At 64.3% G+C, this 16992-nt stretch carries 12 protein-coding genes; all 12 read right to left on the minus strand.

What is annotated here, in order from left to right:
• Nucleotides 1-70 precede the first annotated feature (70 nt).
• The 12 genes from D7S86_RS20810 to D7S86_RS20865 all read right to left on the minus strand — a co-directional run bounded on the left by D7S86_RS20810 (nucleotide 71) and on the right by D7S86_RS20865 (nucleotide 16896).
• On the minus strand, nucleotides 71-1522 hold the full coding sequence (locus D7S86_RS20810) for an efflux transporter outer membrane subunit (RefSeq protein WP_205962864.1): 1452 nt from the start codon (nucleotides 1520-1522) through the stop codon (nucleotides 71-73).
• Nucleotides 1523-1646: 124 nt separating this feature from the next.
• Nucleotides 1647-4862: an efflux RND transporter permease subunit gene (locus D7S86_RS20815; RefSeq protein ID WP_121088850.1), complete on the minus strand. Its 3216-nt coding sequence runs from the start codon at nucleotides 4860-4862 to the stop codon at nucleotides 1647-1649.
• Nucleotides 4859-6073, minus strand: a complete 1215-nt coding sequence (locus D7S86_RS20820) for an efflux RND transporter periplasmic adaptor subunit (RefSeq protein WP_121088852.1) — start codon at nucleotides 6071-6073, stop codon at nucleotides 4859-4861. Before D7S86_RS20820 ends, D7S86_RS20815 begins: the two co-directional genes overlap by 4 nt.
• Nucleotides 6074-6545: 472 nt before the next feature.
• A complete protein-coding gene (locus D7S86_RS20825; RefSeq protein WP_121088854.1) occupies nucleotides 6546-6974 on the minus strand; it encodes a MarR family winged helix-turn-helix transcriptional regulator in 429 nt (142 codons plus the stop codon).
• Nucleotides 6975-7056: 82 nt separating this feature from the next.
• Nucleotides 7057-8151, minus strand: coding sequence for an ABC transporter ATP-binding protein (locus D7S86_RS20830; protein WP_121088856.1), 1095 nt, complete (start codon nucleotides 8149-8151; stop codon nucleotides 7057-7059).
• 7 nt (nucleotides 8152-8158) lie between these two features.
• A complete protein-coding gene (locus D7S86_RS20835) occupies nucleotides 8159-9814 on the minus strand; it encodes an ABC transporter permease (protein WP_121088858.1) in 1656 nt (551 codons plus the stop codon).
• Nucleotides 9814-10842 carry an extracellular solute-binding protein gene (locus tag D7S86_RS20840; protein ID WP_121088860.1) on the minus strand — a complete coding sequence of 343 codons (1029 nt, stop codon included), beginning with the start codon at nucleotides 10840-10842 and terminating at the stop codon, nucleotides 9814-9816. Before D7S86_RS20840 ends, D7S86_RS20835 begins: the two co-directional genes overlap by 1 nt.
• A gap of 69 nt (nucleotides 10843-10911) precedes the next feature.
• On the minus strand, nucleotides 10912-12306 hold the full coding sequence (locus D7S86_RS20845; protein WP_158602045.1) for a Dyp-type peroxidase: 1395 nt from the start codon (nucleotides 12304-12306) through the stop codon (nucleotides 10912-10914).
• Between the two features lie 176 nt (nucleotides 12307-12482).
• Nucleotides 12483-13667 (minus strand): NHL repeat-containing protein, encoded by a 1185-nt coding sequence (locus D7S86_RS20850; protein ID WP_240648317.1) that lies wholly within the window; start codon nucleotides 13665-13667, stop codon nucleotides 12483-12485.
• 68 nt (nucleotides 13668-13735) lie between these two features.
• The gene (locus D7S86_RS20855) at nucleotides 13736-15256 is read right to left on the minus strand and encodes a carbohydrate porin (protein ID WP_121088864.1); all 1521 of its coding nucleotides are present in this window, start codon (nucleotides 15254-15256) and stop codon (nucleotides 13736-13738) included.
• Between the two features lie 704 nt (nucleotides 15257-15960).
• Nucleotides 15961-16317 (minus strand): DUF1304 domain-containing protein, encoded by a 357-nt coding sequence (locus D7S86_RS20860; RefSeq protein WP_121088866.1) that lies wholly within the window; start codon nucleotides 16315-16317, stop codon nucleotides 15961-15963.
• Nucleotides 16318-16368: 51 nt separating this feature from the next.
• Nucleotides 16369-16896 carry a GNAT family N-acetyltransferase gene (locus tag D7S86_RS20865; protein ID WP_147432410.1) on the minus strand — a complete coding sequence of 176 codons (528 nt, stop codon included), beginning with the start codon at nucleotides 16894-16896 and terminating at the stop codon, nucleotides 16369-16371.
• Nucleotides 16897-16992 lie beyond the last annotated feature (96 nt).

A 16992-nucleotide genomic window follows, 5' to 3' on the forward strand; every position in this document is an offset into this window, starting at 1 on the left:
CGCCTCGATGCGCGTCCGTCGATCACGGCGCGCGCACCGCATCCCGACGTCCGCATCGTCTCGCCGATCGTCAAGGACTCGACGACGACCCTTGCGCCGCAGATGCGGGAAGCGCGGTCCCCGCATCCGTCTGTGCCGCCGCATCGGCCTTCGCCTCGGCTTCGATGACCCATCCGCCGCCCATTGCCTTATAGAGCGTCACGAGCGACGTGAGAACGAGGCTATGCGTCTGCGCGACGCTCAATTGCGCGCTGAACAGACTGCGCTCCGCGTCGAGCACCTCGATATAGCTCGTATAGCCGCCCTCGTAACGCATTCGCGCCATATGGGCATACGTCGTCAACGCATCGACCTGACGCGATTGCGAGGCAAGCTGCTCGCGCGACTTCTGGACGCCGATCAGCGTGTCGTCGACTTCCTGAAACGCTGTCTGTACTGTCTTCTCGTACGTATAGAGCGCCTGTTGCTGCTGCGCCTCGGCCTGCCGAACCTGGCCCGTGATATTGCCCGCCGTGAAGATCGGCTGCGCAACGGAGCCCGCGAGCGACCAGAACTTCGTCGGTCCCGTGAACAGATTCGACAATTGCGCACTCTCGGTGCCGAGCACGCCCGTCAACGAGATCTGCGGGAAATAGAGCGCGCGCGCCGCGCCGATCAACGCATTCGCGGCGACCAGATCCTGTTCGGCGCCGAGCACGTCGGGCCGGCGTTCGAGCAGATCGGACGGCAACCCCGCAGGCAGCACGGGCGCATTGAGCGCATCGATCGAGCGGCCGCGCGCGATCGGCCCGGGATTGCGGCCGAGCAATACCGACAACGCATCTTCTTGCTGCGCGATCTGCGCCTCGATCTGCGGCACCGTCGCCGCCGACGCCTCGTATTCGGACTGGCTCTGCGCAAGCTCCATCTGCGAGATCTCGCCGCCGTTGAAACGCAACGTGAACACGTGGACGGAATCGGCGCGACTCGCTGTCGTCTCTTTCGCGATTTCGAGCTGCGCATCGAGCGCGCGCAAATTGACATAGCCCGATGCGACCGATGCGACGAGCGCGAGAATCGTCGCGCGGCGGCCTTCGACGCTCGACAGCACGCTCGCGCGCGCCGCCTCCGTTTCGCGGCGGATCCGCCCGAACAGATCGATCTCCCATGACACGCCGAGCGTCGCGTCGAATGCGTTGCCGACCGGACTCGCACCACGCGGCAACAGCGCCGCCTGCGTCTGATCGAGACGCTGCCGCTGCGCGTCGAAACCCGCGCTGACTTGCGGAAAGAATTGCGAACGCGTCTGCACGAATTGCGCGCGATATTGATCGACTCGCGCAGCGGCGATCTTGACGTCCTTGTTGTTCGCCAGGGCCGTCGCGATCAGATCGTTGAGCACGGGATCGTTGAATTGCTCCCACCAAGCCGCGTCGGCGACGGCCGACATCTCCGTGTCCGCGAAGCGGAAGTTCGCGGGCACTTCGACTTTCGGCCGCGCATAGTCGGGGCCGAGCGTGCACGCGCCCAGGCTCATGATCATCGATGCACCCGCGAGCACGGCGCGTATCGATACGCGCCGCGCCGCGCGGCCTCGCGAACCCGGCCGTTGCCCGCTCCCGGTTTTGCCGGACGCGTTCGCATGCATGACGATCGGGGCCTTCATCTCAGTCGTCCCGCGTCGTCGCGGACGCCACCGAAGCCCCCGACGCGGGCGGCGCCACTGGGCCGGATCCGCCTTCGGATTCATGCGGCTCATGCTTCGATTTGTCGCCGCGCTCGGACAACGATTCAAGCAGGAAGAAGAACATCGGGATAAAGAACACGGCGATACAGGTCGCGCCGATCATGCCGCCGATCACGCCCGTACCGATCGAATGTCGGCTGTTCTGCGAGGCACCGACTGCGATCGCCAGCGGCACGCAGCCGAGAATAAACGCGAGTGACGTCATGACGATCGGACGCAGACGCTCTTTCGCCGCGCCGACCGCCGACTCGTAGACCGACTTGCCCTGCTCGCGATTGAGCACGGCGAATTCGAAAATCAGGATCGCGTTCTTCGCCGCGAGCGCGATCAACATCGTCAGGCCGATCTGGAAATAGATATCGTTGTCGAGTCCGCGCAGCAGCACCGCGAGCAACGCACCGAACAGCGCGAACGGCACGGCCATGAGCACGCCGATCGGCAAGCTCCATTTCTCGTACTGCGCGGCCAGGATCAGGAACACCATGACGAGGCCGAACACGAAGACGAGCCCCGACGTGCCGCCCGATTTGACCGATTCGTACGCCTCGCCGCTCCATCCGACGTCGTAGCCCGACGGCATTTGCGCGGCGAGTTCCTGAAGCGTCGAAATCACCTGACCCGAGCTGTAGCCGGGCGCGGCGTTGACCGTGATCTTCACGGCGGGGAAGTTGTTGAACCGCGTGATCAGATCGGGCCCGGTCACGTACTGATACGAGACGAACGACTTGAGCGGCACCATGCTGCCCGATACGTTGCGCACGAAGATCTGATCCAGATCGTTCGGCGTGAGCCGATACGACGGCTCGGCTTGCAGAATGACCTGCCAGAGCCGGCTCGACCGCGTGAACTGCGAGACATAGAGCGAACCGAACATCGTCTGCAACGCACTATAGGCATCGCTGATCGGCACACCAAGCGTCGAGGCCTTGTCGCGATCGACGTTCGCGCGCAATTGCTGAGACGCCGCGTTGAACGTCGACGTGACCCCCGTGAGTTCGGGCCGCTTCTTCGCGCGCGCGACGAAATCCTGCACGACCTGCGCCAGTTGCGCGATCGTGCCGTCGCCCGTGCTCTGGATCCACATCTCGGTGCCGCCCGTCGTGCCGAGCCCCGGAATCGCGGGCGGATTGATCGGCAGCACGATCCCCTCCTGGATCGTCGACAAGGACTTGTACGCGCCGACGAGCAATGCGCGCACGTTCTGCGTGCGAATGTTGTCCGACGAATAGCGCTCGTCGAATCCCTTGAGTCCGATAAAGAACGTGCCCGCGTTGTTCTTGATCTGGCTGTCGAGCAGGCTGTAGCCCGTGATCGTCGTCACGCTGTCGACGCCCGGCTGCTTCGAGAAGTAGTTCGTGACGTCGCCCGAGACCGCCTCCGTGCGATCGAGACTCGCGGCATCGGGCATCAGCACCGCGCCGAGCAGATAGCCTTGATCTTCGGGCGGCAGGAACGCACCCGGGATCGAACGCATCATCAGCACGGCCAGCGCGATGACGCCCGCGAACAGCAGCAGGCCGATCACATAGCGCTTGATCACAAGCTCGACGAGATTGCCGTACCCGTGCGTCATGCGCGAGAACCCGTTTTCGAACCATTTGAAAAAGCCGCGCTTTTCCTTGTGCGTGGGCTTGAGCAACACCGCGGCCAGCGCGGGCGACAGCGTCAGCGCGACGATGCCCGACAGGACGACGGAGATCGCGATCGTGATCGCGAACTGCTTGTAGAGCTGCCCCGTGATGCCACCGAGAAACGCGACGGGCACAAACACCGCGCACATCACGAGCACGATCGCGACGACCGGCCCCGAGACCTCGTCCATCGCGAGCTTCGCGGCGTCCTTCGGACTGAGCTTGCGCTCGGTCATATTACGCTCGACGTTCTCGATGACGACGATCGCATCGTCGACGACGATGCCGATCGCAAGCACCATGCCGAACAACGTCAGCATATTGATCGAGAAGCCCAGCGCCGACATGCCCATGAACGTGCCGACGATCGAGACCGGCACGGCGAGCACGGGAATCAGCGTCGCCCGGAAGCTCTGCAGGAAGATGTACACGACGACGACGACAAGGATGACGGCCTCGAAGAACGTCTTGACGACATCGGAGATCGACGCGCGCGTGAACTCGGTCGTGTCCATCGCGATCTTGTATTCGATGCCCTGGGGAAACGTCTTCTTCATGCTCTCGAGCGTCTTGCGAACCTGCTTCGACACATCGAGCGCGTTCGCGCCCGGCTGCTGATAGACCGCGATGACCGTCGCGGGCTTGCCCTGGAAACGGCCGCGAATCGAATAGTCCTTCTGCCCGAGTTCGGCGCGGCCGATGTCCTTGAGCCGCACGATCGCGGCCGCACCGCTTTGCGCGCGAATGATGATGTTCTCGAACTCCGCGGGATCGACGAGACGTCCGGACGTCGTGACGGCAAACGACTGTTCGACCGCCGATCCCGTCGGCGACTGGCCGAGCCGGCCGACCGCGAACTGCTGGTTCTGGTTCGCAACCGCGCTCTGCACGTCGGCCGCAGTGATGCCGAGCTGCGCCATGCGATCAGGCCGCAGCCAGATACGCATCGCGTAGTCGGGCGTGCCGAAGATGCTCGCCTGGTTCGCGCCCGGAATGCGCTTGAGCGCGTCGAGCACATAGATGTTCGCGTAGTTCGCGATATAGGTCGCGTCGTACCGCTCCTCGGGCGAGTAGATCGCGATGACCATCATGAAGGCCGACGATTTTTTCTGGACCTGGATGCCCTGCGACTGCACCGATTGAGGCAACTGCGGCAACGCGAGATTCACGCGGTTCTGCACGTCGACCTGCGCGAGTTCGGGGTTCGTGCCGATCTCGAAGTACGCGTTGATCGTCAGGTTGCCGGTCGACGAACTCGACGAGCTCATGTAGATCATGTTGTCCGCGCCGTTGACTTGCTGCTCGATCGGCGCGGCCACATTATCGGCGACGACGTCGGCGCTCGCGCCCGGATACGTCGCGGAGATCGTGATCTGCGGCGGCGTGATGTCCGGGTATTGCGCGATCGGCAACGAGAACATCGCGAGAGCGCCCGCGAGCGTGATCACGATCGAGATCACCGACGCGAAGATCGGCCGGTCGATGCAGAAGTGCGAAATATTCATTCGGCGGCCCCTTGGGCCGTCTTGCCCGGCTCGCCTGTGATCTTGAGTTGCGACTCGGCCGAGACGCGAATCGCGCCGTCGACGATCACGCGCTCGCCCGCATGCAGGCCGTCGGTGATGAACCAGTCGTCGCCATGCCACTCGCCGACCTCGACGACACGCTGATGCGGCTTGCCGTCGCTTTCGACGACCCACAGGAAGTGACTCTTCGAGCCTTGCAGCACCGCGCGCTGCGGCACGAGCAGCGCATTCGGCCGCACCGCGCCCGAGACGCGCGCGCGCACGAACTGGCCGGGCCGCAACGTGCCCTTCGCGTTCTCGAACACGGCGCGCACGAGGAAGGTCCCCGTCTCCGAACTGAATGCGGGGTTCGTGAAATCGATGTGCCCCTGCCCCGGAAAAACCGATCCATCGGCGAGAATCAATGTCACGTCGAACTGGTTATGCGGCGGAAAGCGCAGTTGACCGGTCGTGATCTGGTCGCGATACCGGAGCAGCTCGTTTTCCGAAATGCTGAAATTGACCCACATCGGGTCGAGTTGATAGACGTAGGTCAGCAGGCCCGAGGTCGTCGGCGTCACGTAGCTGCCTTCCTGTTCGCGCGCATAGCTCGACAGCCCGGTCAGCGGCGACTTGATGATCGTGTAGCTCAGATTGAGTTCGGCGGTTTCGACCTGGCCCTGCGCGGAAATGACGGCTGCCTCGGCCTGCTTCTCGTCGCCGATCGCGTCGTCGCGGTCTTTTTGACTCAATGCGTTCTGCGCGGCCAGCGGCAGCACGCGCGCGAGGTTTGCCTTGGAGACCGTCAGCCGCGCCTGCTGCTGCGCGAGCGCGCCCTTCGCGGTCTGCAACGCCGCTTCGAAAGGCTTGCGGTCCATCACGAACATGACCTGACCCGCATGCACGAGCGAGCCTTCGGTGTACGCGCGCTTGTCGAGAAAACCGTCGACGCGCGCGCGGATCTCGACCTCGCGCGAACTCTGCGTCTGCGCCGTAAAGATGAAATCGACCGGGGTTTCCTGTTGCGTGACCGTCATGACGGTCACGGGCACGGGCGGTATCGCCTGCGCAGGAGGCTTCTTGTCACACGCGGACAATGCGAACGCGAGGGCAAGCGCAGCAATGCGTGCGATCGCCACGCATCGGCGCCCGCCGCGATCGGCTAGCCGCCCTTCGTCTGAGACTCCCCGTCGCTGCGGCCTGACTCCCATTGACGCCTCCACATCGAACTCGATTGCGAGCACGTGAATCGCGCATGAAATACGGGTGCGTGATGCGTTCTTGAATACGGCTTTGGTCTGGAGCCGTTAAAGCCTAGCAATCGACTTTTCAAATAACAAGCGAGTGGAAGAAGACACTGCGACGACGCTAACGATCGCGGATCGCGATCGTTCGGACTGCGGCTCGAACGACGATTCCGCGGACGTCGATCCGGTTCATCAATCTGTGTCTGCAATGCACACAGTTTGAACGTCGGCAATCGGAGGGTATGAGGAACAGTACGTCGCAAACGGAGGAAAACGGGGGAACACGGCGGAAACGCGCATGACGAACGCGGCGTTGCAGCAATACCGCAACGCCATGCGGTGTGCGGTGTGCGGTGTGCGGTGTGCGGTGTGCGGTGTGCGGTGTGCGGTGTGCGGTGTGCGGTGTGCGGTGTGCGGTGTGCGGTGTGCGGTGTGCTCAGGCCTGCGGGACCGCGAAGAGTTCCGAGCGCAAGGCCTTCGCGCGCGCGGAGCCGAACGATGCTTCGAACTCGTGCTGGGCGACGCGCCAGCATTCGCGCGCCTCGCCGAACTTCGCACGGCCCGCATCGGACAGATTGAACACATGCGTGCGCGAGTCGTGCTCGGCCGTGCCCGTCACGATCAAGTTGTCGCGCTGCAGCGGCTTCATCGCGCGCACGAGCGTCGTGCGGTCCATCACCATCGATTCGGCCAGCTCCGCCATCGTCCAGTCGCCACGGCGCGCGAGCTTCGCGAGCAGCGAAAACTGCGCGGCCGTCAGGCCGACGGGCGCGAGATGGCGTTCATACAACTGCGTGACATAACGCGCGGCTTGACGCAGCGCGAAACAGTTGCATTCGTCGAAGGCAGGCGAGTCTTTGTTCATGCGGGCAAGGATATCTGTGCGTACGCACAGTGTCAAGTCGAAAGGCAGGATCGCGCAGCGCGCGCAGGGTCTTCGTCCCGCGTCAGTTCCGTGAATAAATGACTGCGCCGCCTTGCAGCGAAAGTTCGACGTGTTGCCCGGCCGCGAGCGGAACCTGGCCCGATACGCGCGCCGAAATCCAGCGCGACGGGTCGCGGTCGATCTGCAGCCGAATACTCGCGTCGTGGCCGAAATACGCGATATCGGCAACCCGTGCGGCGACTGTCTGCGCGGTGCTCGCATCGGCGCGCGGCGCGCGTGAGGCTTGCGCCGCCGCGCTCGACGGCTCGATCCGGATCTGTTCGGGCCGGATCATGACTTCGACGTCGGACGAACGATCATGTCGCAGATCGGCCTGCACGCGCACGCGGCCCAGTGCGCATTCGACGGTGCCGCCTTCGACGACGCCATCGAGCAGCACCGCCTCACCGACAAAGCGCGCAAGTGCCGAGGTCACAGGCGTCCGGTAGAGCGTTTCGGGCGTGTCGACCTGGATCAGACGCCCATGCCACATGACGGCGACTTGCGAGCCCATCGACAACGCTTCCGACTGATCGTGCGTGACGAGCAGCGCGGTCGCGCCCGACGCGGCGAGCGCGTCGGCGACGGCCTGCCGTGTTTCCTGACGCAGCGCCGTATCGAGCGCCGAAAACGGCTCGTCGAGCAACACGAGGGCCGGCGACGGCGCGAGCGCGCGGGCAAGCGCCACACGTTGCTGTTGTCCGCCCGAAAGCTGCTGCGGCGCACGCGTCGCGAACGACGCAGGCAAACCGACCATGTCGAGCAACTCGCTCACGCGATGGCGCGCCTTGCGCTGCGCGCGCGGCAGGCCGAACACGATGTTGTCGGCGACGCTCAGATGCGGAAACAACCCGCCTTCCTGCGGCACATAGCCGATCTGCCGCCGATCGGGCGGCAGATGCACGCCGGGCGCCGAGACGATCGTCGAGCCGACGCGGATCGAACCCTGTTCGGCGCGATCGAATCCGCAAATCAGGCGCAGCAACGTCGTCTTGCCGCTGCCCGAAGGCCCCAGAAGCGCGACGAGACGCCCCGATGCGACGTCGAGATCGACGCCGCGTAGCACCGGCACGCCGTCGAACGAATGCGTGAGACCTGCAATGCTGATCGCGGCCATATTCGAGTTATGCATCCTTTCCAAGTACGGCCGATCGCCCGAACAACACGATCAGCATCCAGGTCGCCGCGAGCGAGAGACCGACGAGCAGCGCCGCATACGGCGCGGCCGCGGCGAATGCGAGCGTCGACGTATCGGCCCAGACTTCGGTCGCGAGCGTATGCGTGCCGATCGGCACGAGCAGCAGCGTCGTCGTGAGTTCCGTGATGACGGTCGTGAAGACCATCGCCGCGGCCGCGCCGAGGCCCGGGCCCGCGAGCGGCACCATGACGCGCCAGACCGCCGCGAACCAGCCGAGCCCGAGCGAGCGCGCCGTTTCTTCGAGCCGCGGCTGCGCCTGCACGAGCGCGGCGCGCACGTTGACGAGCGCGAACGGCAGGAACATCAGCGCATACGTGAGCACGAGCAATTCCCAACTCTGGTAAAGCGGACGCAACGCACGCACGGCGAGCGACACGACCGCAAGCGCGATCACGATGCCCGGAATCCCCTGCATCAGATAGACGATGCGTTCGAACAACGTCGCCCATCGGCCGGGGTATCGCACGAGCAGCACGCCTAGCGGCAACGCGATCACGGTCGCGACAACGGCGGCCGATGCGCCGAGGCCCAACGACGCGAGCGTCGCGTCGAACACGCGGTCGAACGAGACTTCGGCGGGCGTCAACGCTTCGGCGCCCGGCTGCGTGAGCCAGAACACGATCATGCCGATCGGCACGCCGAGCGTCGCGACCGCGAGCGCGACGAAGCCCGTGAGCACGGGGACCACGCGCCAGCCGAGCGCGTAGATCACGGGCAAGCGGCGCGCGCCCCGTCCCGTCGTCTCGTATCGCGCCGCGCCGCGCACGCGGAATTCGAGGCCGATCAGAATCAGGCACAACACGATGAGCACGCACGCGAAGACGGCCGCGCCAGCGCCATCGAACGTCGTGCGGTATTCCGCATAGATCTCGGTCGTAAACGTGCGGAAGCGCAGCAGCGTGAACGCCCCGAATTCCGAGAGCACACCGAGCGCGACGAGCAACATGCCGCCGAACAACGCGGGCCGCAGTTGCGGCACGATCACGCGCGCGAACACGACCCACGGGCCGCAGCCAAGCGCGCGCGCCGATTCCTCGAGCGACGGATCCATCCCGCGCAACGCGGCGGCGACGGGTAAATACACAAGCGGGTAGTACGAACACGTGATGACGATCAGCGCGCCCGCGAAGTCCTGTAGATCGAGACTCAGCGACACCCACGCGTAGCTCGAAATGAAAGCGGGCACCGCGAGCGGAATCGCGACGAGAACCGCCCACATGCGTCGGCCGGGCAAGCGCGTGCGTTCGACGAACCAGGCGGCCGCGGTCCCGATGACGGCCGACGCGGCCGTCGCGCTGACGACGATCAGCACGGTGTTCCAAAGCAGTTCGCCGACGAGCGGCCGCCAAACGAGATCGCGGATATCGTCGAGCGAGAACTCGCCCGCGCGCAGGACCGTATAGACCAAAGGCGACAGCACCCACAGCGCGAGCAGCGCGCAGATGCCGAACAGCGCCCACGGCGCGCGTTTCGCGCGCCGTGCCGCGGGTGCATCGAGCGGCGCGGGCAAAGAGGCCGCGATCGGCTGCGAAGTCGGCTGTGAGGTCGACTTCGCAGTCGGCTGTGAAGCGCCCGCGTCCATCAAAGCAGACCGGCCTCGCGCAGCAGCTTCGCCGCCTGGCTGTCGTCGCCAAGCTTCTGCACGTCGATCGGCGGCGGGCTCAACTGATCGAACGGCTTGAGGATCGGATCGGCCGCGACGCCGGGCCGTAGCGGATATTCGAAGTCGATATGGCTGGCGGCCATGAGCTTCTGCGCACGTTCGCTGACGAGATAGGCGAGGAACTGCTGCGCCGCGTCACCGTTCTTCGACGCCTTGAGCGCCGCCGCGCCCGAGACGACGACGAGTGCGCCGACATCGCCGGCCGGGAAGTGATAGATCGCGCTATGCGTCGCCGCGTCGCCGATGCCCACATGCAGACGCGCCCAGTAATAGTTGTTGATGATGCCCGTCGCGACCGCGCCGCGATTGACGGCCGCCACGACGCCTTCGTCGTCGTCGAACATCTGCGCGTTGGTCTTGAGGCCCTTGAGCCAGGCGACCGTCGCATCGTGACCCTTCGTCGCGAGCACCGCGCTCACGAGCGGCAGGAAGTCGGCATCGCTCGGCGCAATGCCGACCTTGCCCTTCCATTGCGGCTGCGCGAGATCGAGCAGAGAGGCCGGCAGCTGCGATGCCTGAACCTTCGTCGTGTTGTAGGCGAGCACGTTCTCGCGCGCGACGACGCCGAGCCACGCGCCGGTCGGCGAGTTGTAGTGCTCGGGCACGGTCTTGAGCGTGTCGGCCTGCACGGGTGCGAGCAGGCCCTTCTCCTCGAGCAACAGGAGTTCGGGCGAATTCTCGGTCAAGTAGACGTCGGCGGGCGTCGCCGCGCCTTCGGCGACGAGCTGCGCGGCGAGCGCGGGACCTTCGCCGTCGCGCACGCGAACCGAAATGCCCGAGGCCTTCTCGAAGTCCTTGGCGAGCATTTCAGTCAATTGCTCGTGCTGCGCGCTGTACAACGTCAACGTCGCGGCGCCCGCTTGCATCGCGAAGCAGGCCGCGGCGACGCCGGCGAGCGCGAATCGCACAGGGAGGCGGCGAACCGGATTGAGCCACGAAAAGGCCATATCGATGTCCTGAGAGAGAAAGTAGAAGTGTTGTGACGACAGATACAGATACGTGGATACCGTGCCCGATCAGGCTTCGAACAACGCGGCGCCGATAAACGAACCGGGCTTCGCACCGGGCGGCAACGCGAAAATCGCGCTGCCGACATGGGTCGTGAACTGATTCATCAGGTCGGTCGCGGCGAGCCGCGCGTTGATCGGGACAAAAGCCGCGCGCGGGTCGCGCTGATGCGCGACGAACAGCAATCCCGCGTCGTATTCGAGTTCCTGGCGCCACGGCGGCCAGCGCTCGATATAGAAGTTCGCGCCGTCGTTGTACGAATACGACCGGCGCAACAGCTGCATGCCGTTGTTCTGTGCGCGATTCGACAAGCGCACGTGCGAGTTCTCGGGAATCACGGGATTGCCGTGCGGATCCTTCGCGTCGAAATCGAGCGCATCGAATTCCTTCTGTTTGCCGAGCGGCGCGCCCGAGTACTTGTGACGGCCGAACACCGCCTCCTGGAAGCTGACCTCGGTGTTGTCCCAGTGTTCGAGCGTGATCCGGATCCGGCGAAACACCGTATAGGTGCCGCCGCGCATCCATGCGGGTCCTTCGTCGCCGGCCCAGATGAATTTCTCCATCGCGGCCGGATCGCGCGTCGGCGGATTGTTCGTGCCGTCGCGAAAGCCCATCAGATTGCGCGCGGTCGTGCCGTCGCCGGGCTGCGACAGAAAGCCCGACTGAACCCACTTGATCTGCGCCTTGCCGTTCGCGAGCCGCGCGAGCTGACGCACCGCATGGAACGCGACCTGCGCATCGTTCGCGCACGCCTGAATGCAGAGATCGCCGCCGCTCTTTTCCTTGACGATCTGGTCGCCGTTGAAACGCGGCAGATCGACAAGCGCGTCGGGCCGGTGCTTCGCGATGCCGAACCGGTCGATACCGTCGCGCGTGAACAGCGTCGGCCCCAAACCGAACGTGAGCGTCAAGCGCGCGGGACCGAGACCGAGCGCTTCGGCCGAGTCCTCATAAATCGCTGCGCCATACGCGGGCGTCGATGCGCCGCCGTACCCGTCGCCGTTCGCCGCCCCGCCTGCGTTCACATCCGGGGCACTCGCACCTTGCGCCGTGTCGGGCAAGGTCGACATGGCGCCGAGTTCGGCGTTGTCGCCCGAGGCCGCCTGCGCGCCCGCACCCGCGACCGAGGCGGACGCCGTATCGGGATCGATCGGCTTGGCCGTGTCGCCGCGCGTCAGACGCGCCGACGCATCGGTCCAGGCCTTGAGCAGCGCGATCAGGTCGGCGCGCTCGTGCGTCGTCACGTCGAACGCCGCGAAATACGTATGCGTCTGCTGCGGCGTGACAATGCCCGCCTGATGCTCGCCATAGAACGGCTCGACCTGTGCGGCGGCCGCCGTATTCGCGCGCGCGCCCGGCGCGTGGGAAGACGGCTCGGTCGCGGCCTGCGCGATCCCCGTCATGCCCAGGCCCGCGCCGGCGGCGGCAAGTCCGCCGGCCTTCAGAAAAGCGCGCCGCGACGTCGGCCCGCCAGAAAACGGACAACCCGCCTGGGCGGGTTCCGTGGCGCTCGACCGAGCGTCTGCGTCGGGATCCGCCGCGCTCGCGCGCGGCGGATCGTCGGATTGCTTCGGGGTGTTCATCGTGCGAGTACCAGTGTGTTCACATCGTCTTCCACGTAGTAGAAGCCATCCCCTTCAGGCGTCATCACGATGCCGAACAGATCGCCGTTGCCCGGGGGCGATTGGGCCTTGTCCGTATCGATCCAGCGCGCATAGATTTGTCGGCCGTTCTCGGGGTCGATCTCCACGACCTTACCATTGAGCCCGTTCGTCACGAGCAAATGACCCGCGGGCGTCAGGCACATCGCGAGCGGACGCTGGAGCAGACCGTCGGCCGTCAGCGTGCGGCCGACGCCGGCGCTCGTGTCGCGCGTGAGCGCATCCTCGATCACACTGATCCGGTTGCCGATCGCGTCGGACACGTAGAGCTTGCCGTCCTTGAACGCGACGCCCGTCGGTCCGATCAGGAAGACGCCTCGGTCGGCGCGCTCGGAGAAGCCGCTCGCGACGATCGTCTGGTTCTTGACGACCGGCGGCTTGCCGGCCTCGATCGCGAGATCGACGCGCAAGACGGTCGCTTGCTTGAACACGGGCGGATCGACGTAGCCCGTGACCTTGCCGACGCCGAAGCCCGCATTGCTGATGAAGAGCGACGCCGTATCGCCGTTGTCGACGACGGCCATATTGCCCCACGGATCGTTGATGTTCTCGCCCGAGAACACGGTTGCGAGGTTGCCCTGCATATCAAAGACGAGCAGGCAGCCCGAACCCTTCGTATCGGTCGTGCCGTCGTTGCTCGGCGTACTGCCGACGACGACCCAGCCGCTCTTGAGCACGGTCATCGCGGTCGACAACCCCACGCCGCCCGGGCATTCCTTGAGATCGTGCGGCACGTTCGCGAACAGCGAGAGCTTTTGCGTCGCGGGGTTGTAGTCGACGATCGTCGTGCCGACGCCCTGAAGATTGGCCGCGTTGTTGAAATTGTCGATCAGCACGTCGTTGCGCTGAACCTTGCCCGCCGTAATCGGCGAGATCGCAAGCGCGTACGGATTCTGGTCGCCGTTGTCGGGTACGGTCGACGTCACGGTCTGCTGTTGGTGGATCGTCTCGAGCAGGCCTTGCGGATCGGCGCTCGCCGTCGCGGGCACGAGCAGCGCCGCACAGCACGCCGCGATCGCCGCAGCGGCAAACGCACGCGCTCGGTGCGCGACGCCGCGGTGCGCGCGCAATGTCTTCGGGTTCGAAAGGGCGGAGTGCTTCATCGCTTCACTTCCTGAATATCGGTCAATAAAAGTCATTGTCATGGTCGGTCCCGGCGCGCACGCTCGGGTTAGAACGTGATGTTGGTTCGCAGCCCGAGCACGAGCTCGTTCTTGATCTTTTCGGTCGGGTCATTGGGGTTGACGATCCCGCCGCCCGGGTTAAACGTGTACTGCACGTCGGCCTGCAGCATCCACCATGGCGTGACCTGGTACTGATACGTCGCTTCGAGCACGGTTTCCGAGCTGCGCAGCAACGCATACGTACCGGGGTTTTCGTCGATGAAATCCTGATCCGATTGGCGCACGCGATCGCTGACCTTGATATACGTCAGCGCGAGGCCGAGCGAGTCGTTGTCGCGGCCCGCGAACGGCGCCTTGAGCGTGGCGCCGAGGTTCGCGCTCGCGCGCACGAAGTTCTGGTCGGTCGGCGCGTACATCACGCGCGCGAACACGCCGAGCGCCTTCGGCTCGCCCGGATCGGGCCGCCAGACCATTTGGTCCGCGACCGCGTAGATGCTGTAGTCGCCGTTATGCGGCGCGCCGATGCCGTTGCTGGCGCTGCTCACGAGCGGGATGCCGTTCGTGTCGAAGCGCTGATCGGCAAATGTGCCATTGTGGTACCACGCACCGACCTTGTACATGCCGGGCAGCGCGTTGTTGTTACTGCCGTTCGAACCGAAATCCATATCGCCGTCGATCGGCTGATTGATCCCGTATTGCAGTTCGCCGATGAACAGCGTGCCGCCGCTCAGGCTGAAGTTCGTGCCGCTGTTGTCGGGACGATTGCCCGACGGATCGCCCGCGTACACGCCGAACAAGCCGGTCAGCGACGGCGTGATCTGGCCGCGCGCACGCACGCCGAGGCCCGACAGCGGATAGGCGGGGCCGCCCGACGGAAGATCGTACGACGGCACGCCCGGCCAGCCGAACATCGTGTTCATGAACGTCGCGGCATACGTGCTGACCATGAATTCCTGGTCGATGCTCTGCTGACCGATCTTGAAGTCGAGCTTCTTGTTCAGGAACGACTGTTGATACCAGAGTTCCCAGAGACGCGTGCCAGCCGGCGCTTCGATGCCGCTCGCCGTATTGAGGCTGTCGAGGTAGTACGTGCTCAGGCTGCGGCCGTGGATCTGCTCGGCGCTCACATTGAACAGACCGCCCTGAAGGCCGAACGCCTTTTGCGTGTCCATCTGCAGCGTCGCGACCGTCAGGCCGTCGTACGTGTAGCCCTTCTGCGTGCCGCCCGTCACGTTGCCCATCAGTTCGCTGGTTTCAGTCAACTGAAACGTGATGCCCTCGCGGCCGAGGAACGACCGGAGCCCCCCCATGTCGCCCAGCAACTGCTGGCGCGCCCAGATCCCCGAGAAAAAATCGGTCGGCTGAGCCTTGATCGCGGTATCCGCTTCGGGCGCCGCAATGGCGTCGGGATTGGCCGTGCTGGGATCGTCGGCCATCGCGGGCGTCGCGCTTGCAAACGCGACAGCGCAGGCCGAAGCGAGCAAACCCCGCTTGCAGAGTCGAGGCGACAGTCGACCCTGACGGGTCGTCGCGGCTTTACGCACGAGGCGCGGGCGTGTGCTGGTCATTCGTCTTCCTTATTGTCGGCGTGGATATTCCACACGTGGCACATGCTTGACGGCCCCTGGAAATATCTGTATTTCCGGTCGGCCCGTTTGAATGAGCTAAGAACGGAACGAAAAAATGGTATCGAGTGCGCATTAAACTGTCAACGCAAATACGAATGATTACCATTGCCAAGGACAGGACCGCGGCTTTTTAGACAATCATCAATATTCATTAGCTTTCAAATATCTTTCCGGATAATGCAAAACACTGAAATCCGTATGGATTCAATACTCACATCCGATGACAAACGATTGCGTCTGCGATCCGTCCCGCGCGGGCCCATAAGGCACGCGGCAAGCGCCGGAGGCGGCGCGCGCGCAATCCGCAGCAGGCACTTCAGATCGAAATCGTTTCCGGCGTGTGACAGCTTCGCGGAAATCGTCGATTCGAAAAATAATTGAATGGGATCTGAAAGATCGATGTATTTGGAGGCAGTGTGCCGAATTGCAACATTTCGGCATACGCTAAAGATTTAATCGGATTTATCTGATTAATCAGATCTAAAGAATCGACGGAAATCGACCGGGCGGCCGAATCGATTTTTTCAGCACGCGGATATTACGAACTGAAAGACATTATTTTTTAATAAAATACTTCACGGGCGCGCGCATTTTGAAACCGATCTATCTCGTACGCGCCGCCCCGAGGCTTCGCACGCGTGCGATCAGATGCCGAAGTAACGCGCCGCCAGCGCGAGCAAGGCGGGCACGGTCTGCACGAGCGCGATCCGCGGCGAGACGGTCCATGCGCCCCAGATGCCGGCGACACCGACGCAGCCGAGCGCATAGGCTGCAAACGCGGTCGAGAGCCGCGGATCGGACAGCGCGAAGCCGAGCAACAACGCGACCACGAGGAACAGGTTGTAGAGCCCCTGGTTCGACGCCATCGGCGCGGTCTGTTCGACGAGCGCCTGCGGCATCCGGAACACGCGCGCCGCGCGCCGTTTCCAGAAGACCATCTCGAGCAGCACGATGTACAGATGGATCAGCACGACGATCAGATAAAGGATCTTCGCGATCATGGCGTCTCTCGGCGTGTCAGGTAGGCGGGTTCAAATGGGACGGGCATCGTGTCAGATCTCCGCGGTCAGCGATTTGACCATCGAGATATGCGATGCGTGATAGCCGAGCTGCCGATAGAGCCGGAACGCGGCTTCGTTGTAGCCGAACAGGTGGAGGCCGATCTCCGTCAGACCGAGTTCGCGCACGCGTGCCTCGACCGCGCGAAACGCGCTCGTCGCAAAGCCTCTGCGCCGGTGGGCCGCAGCGATCTGGACATCGAAGACATAGGCCGTGCGCCGTTGCTTGTTCGTGACGATGCCGATCCAGATCGTGCCGACCGCCGCGTCGTGCTCGACGCTGTGAACGGTGTAGAGAAAGTGATCGCGCGTCGCCTCGCGTTCGGGCAGCAGTTTAGCGAGCGACTCGCGCGCGTAGTCGAGGGCGGCGGCAGGCGTTCCGCCGTCGGTACGCAAGGTGTCGGCCGCGTAACGCGGAATCGTCACCCGTTCGAATGCCTCGAAATCCGCCGCGGACATCGCGCGGAGTTCGATCGTTGGTCTGGTCTTTCGGGATCCCGTCGTCCCGTCCTCGCTGCGCATGTCGAATCTCGTTCTTATCGGCGCGATGCGCCGTTTTTGTTTCGCCGGATTCGCCGCGACCCGCGCGGCGCACCCGTCATGCGTCACGCATCGAAG

The sequence above is a fragment of the Pararobbsia silviterrae genome, assembly GCF_003628125.1.
Taxonomy (GTDB): Bacteria; Pseudomonadota; Gammaproteobacteria; order Burkholderiales; family Burkholderiaceae; genus Pararobbsia; species Pararobbsia silviterrae.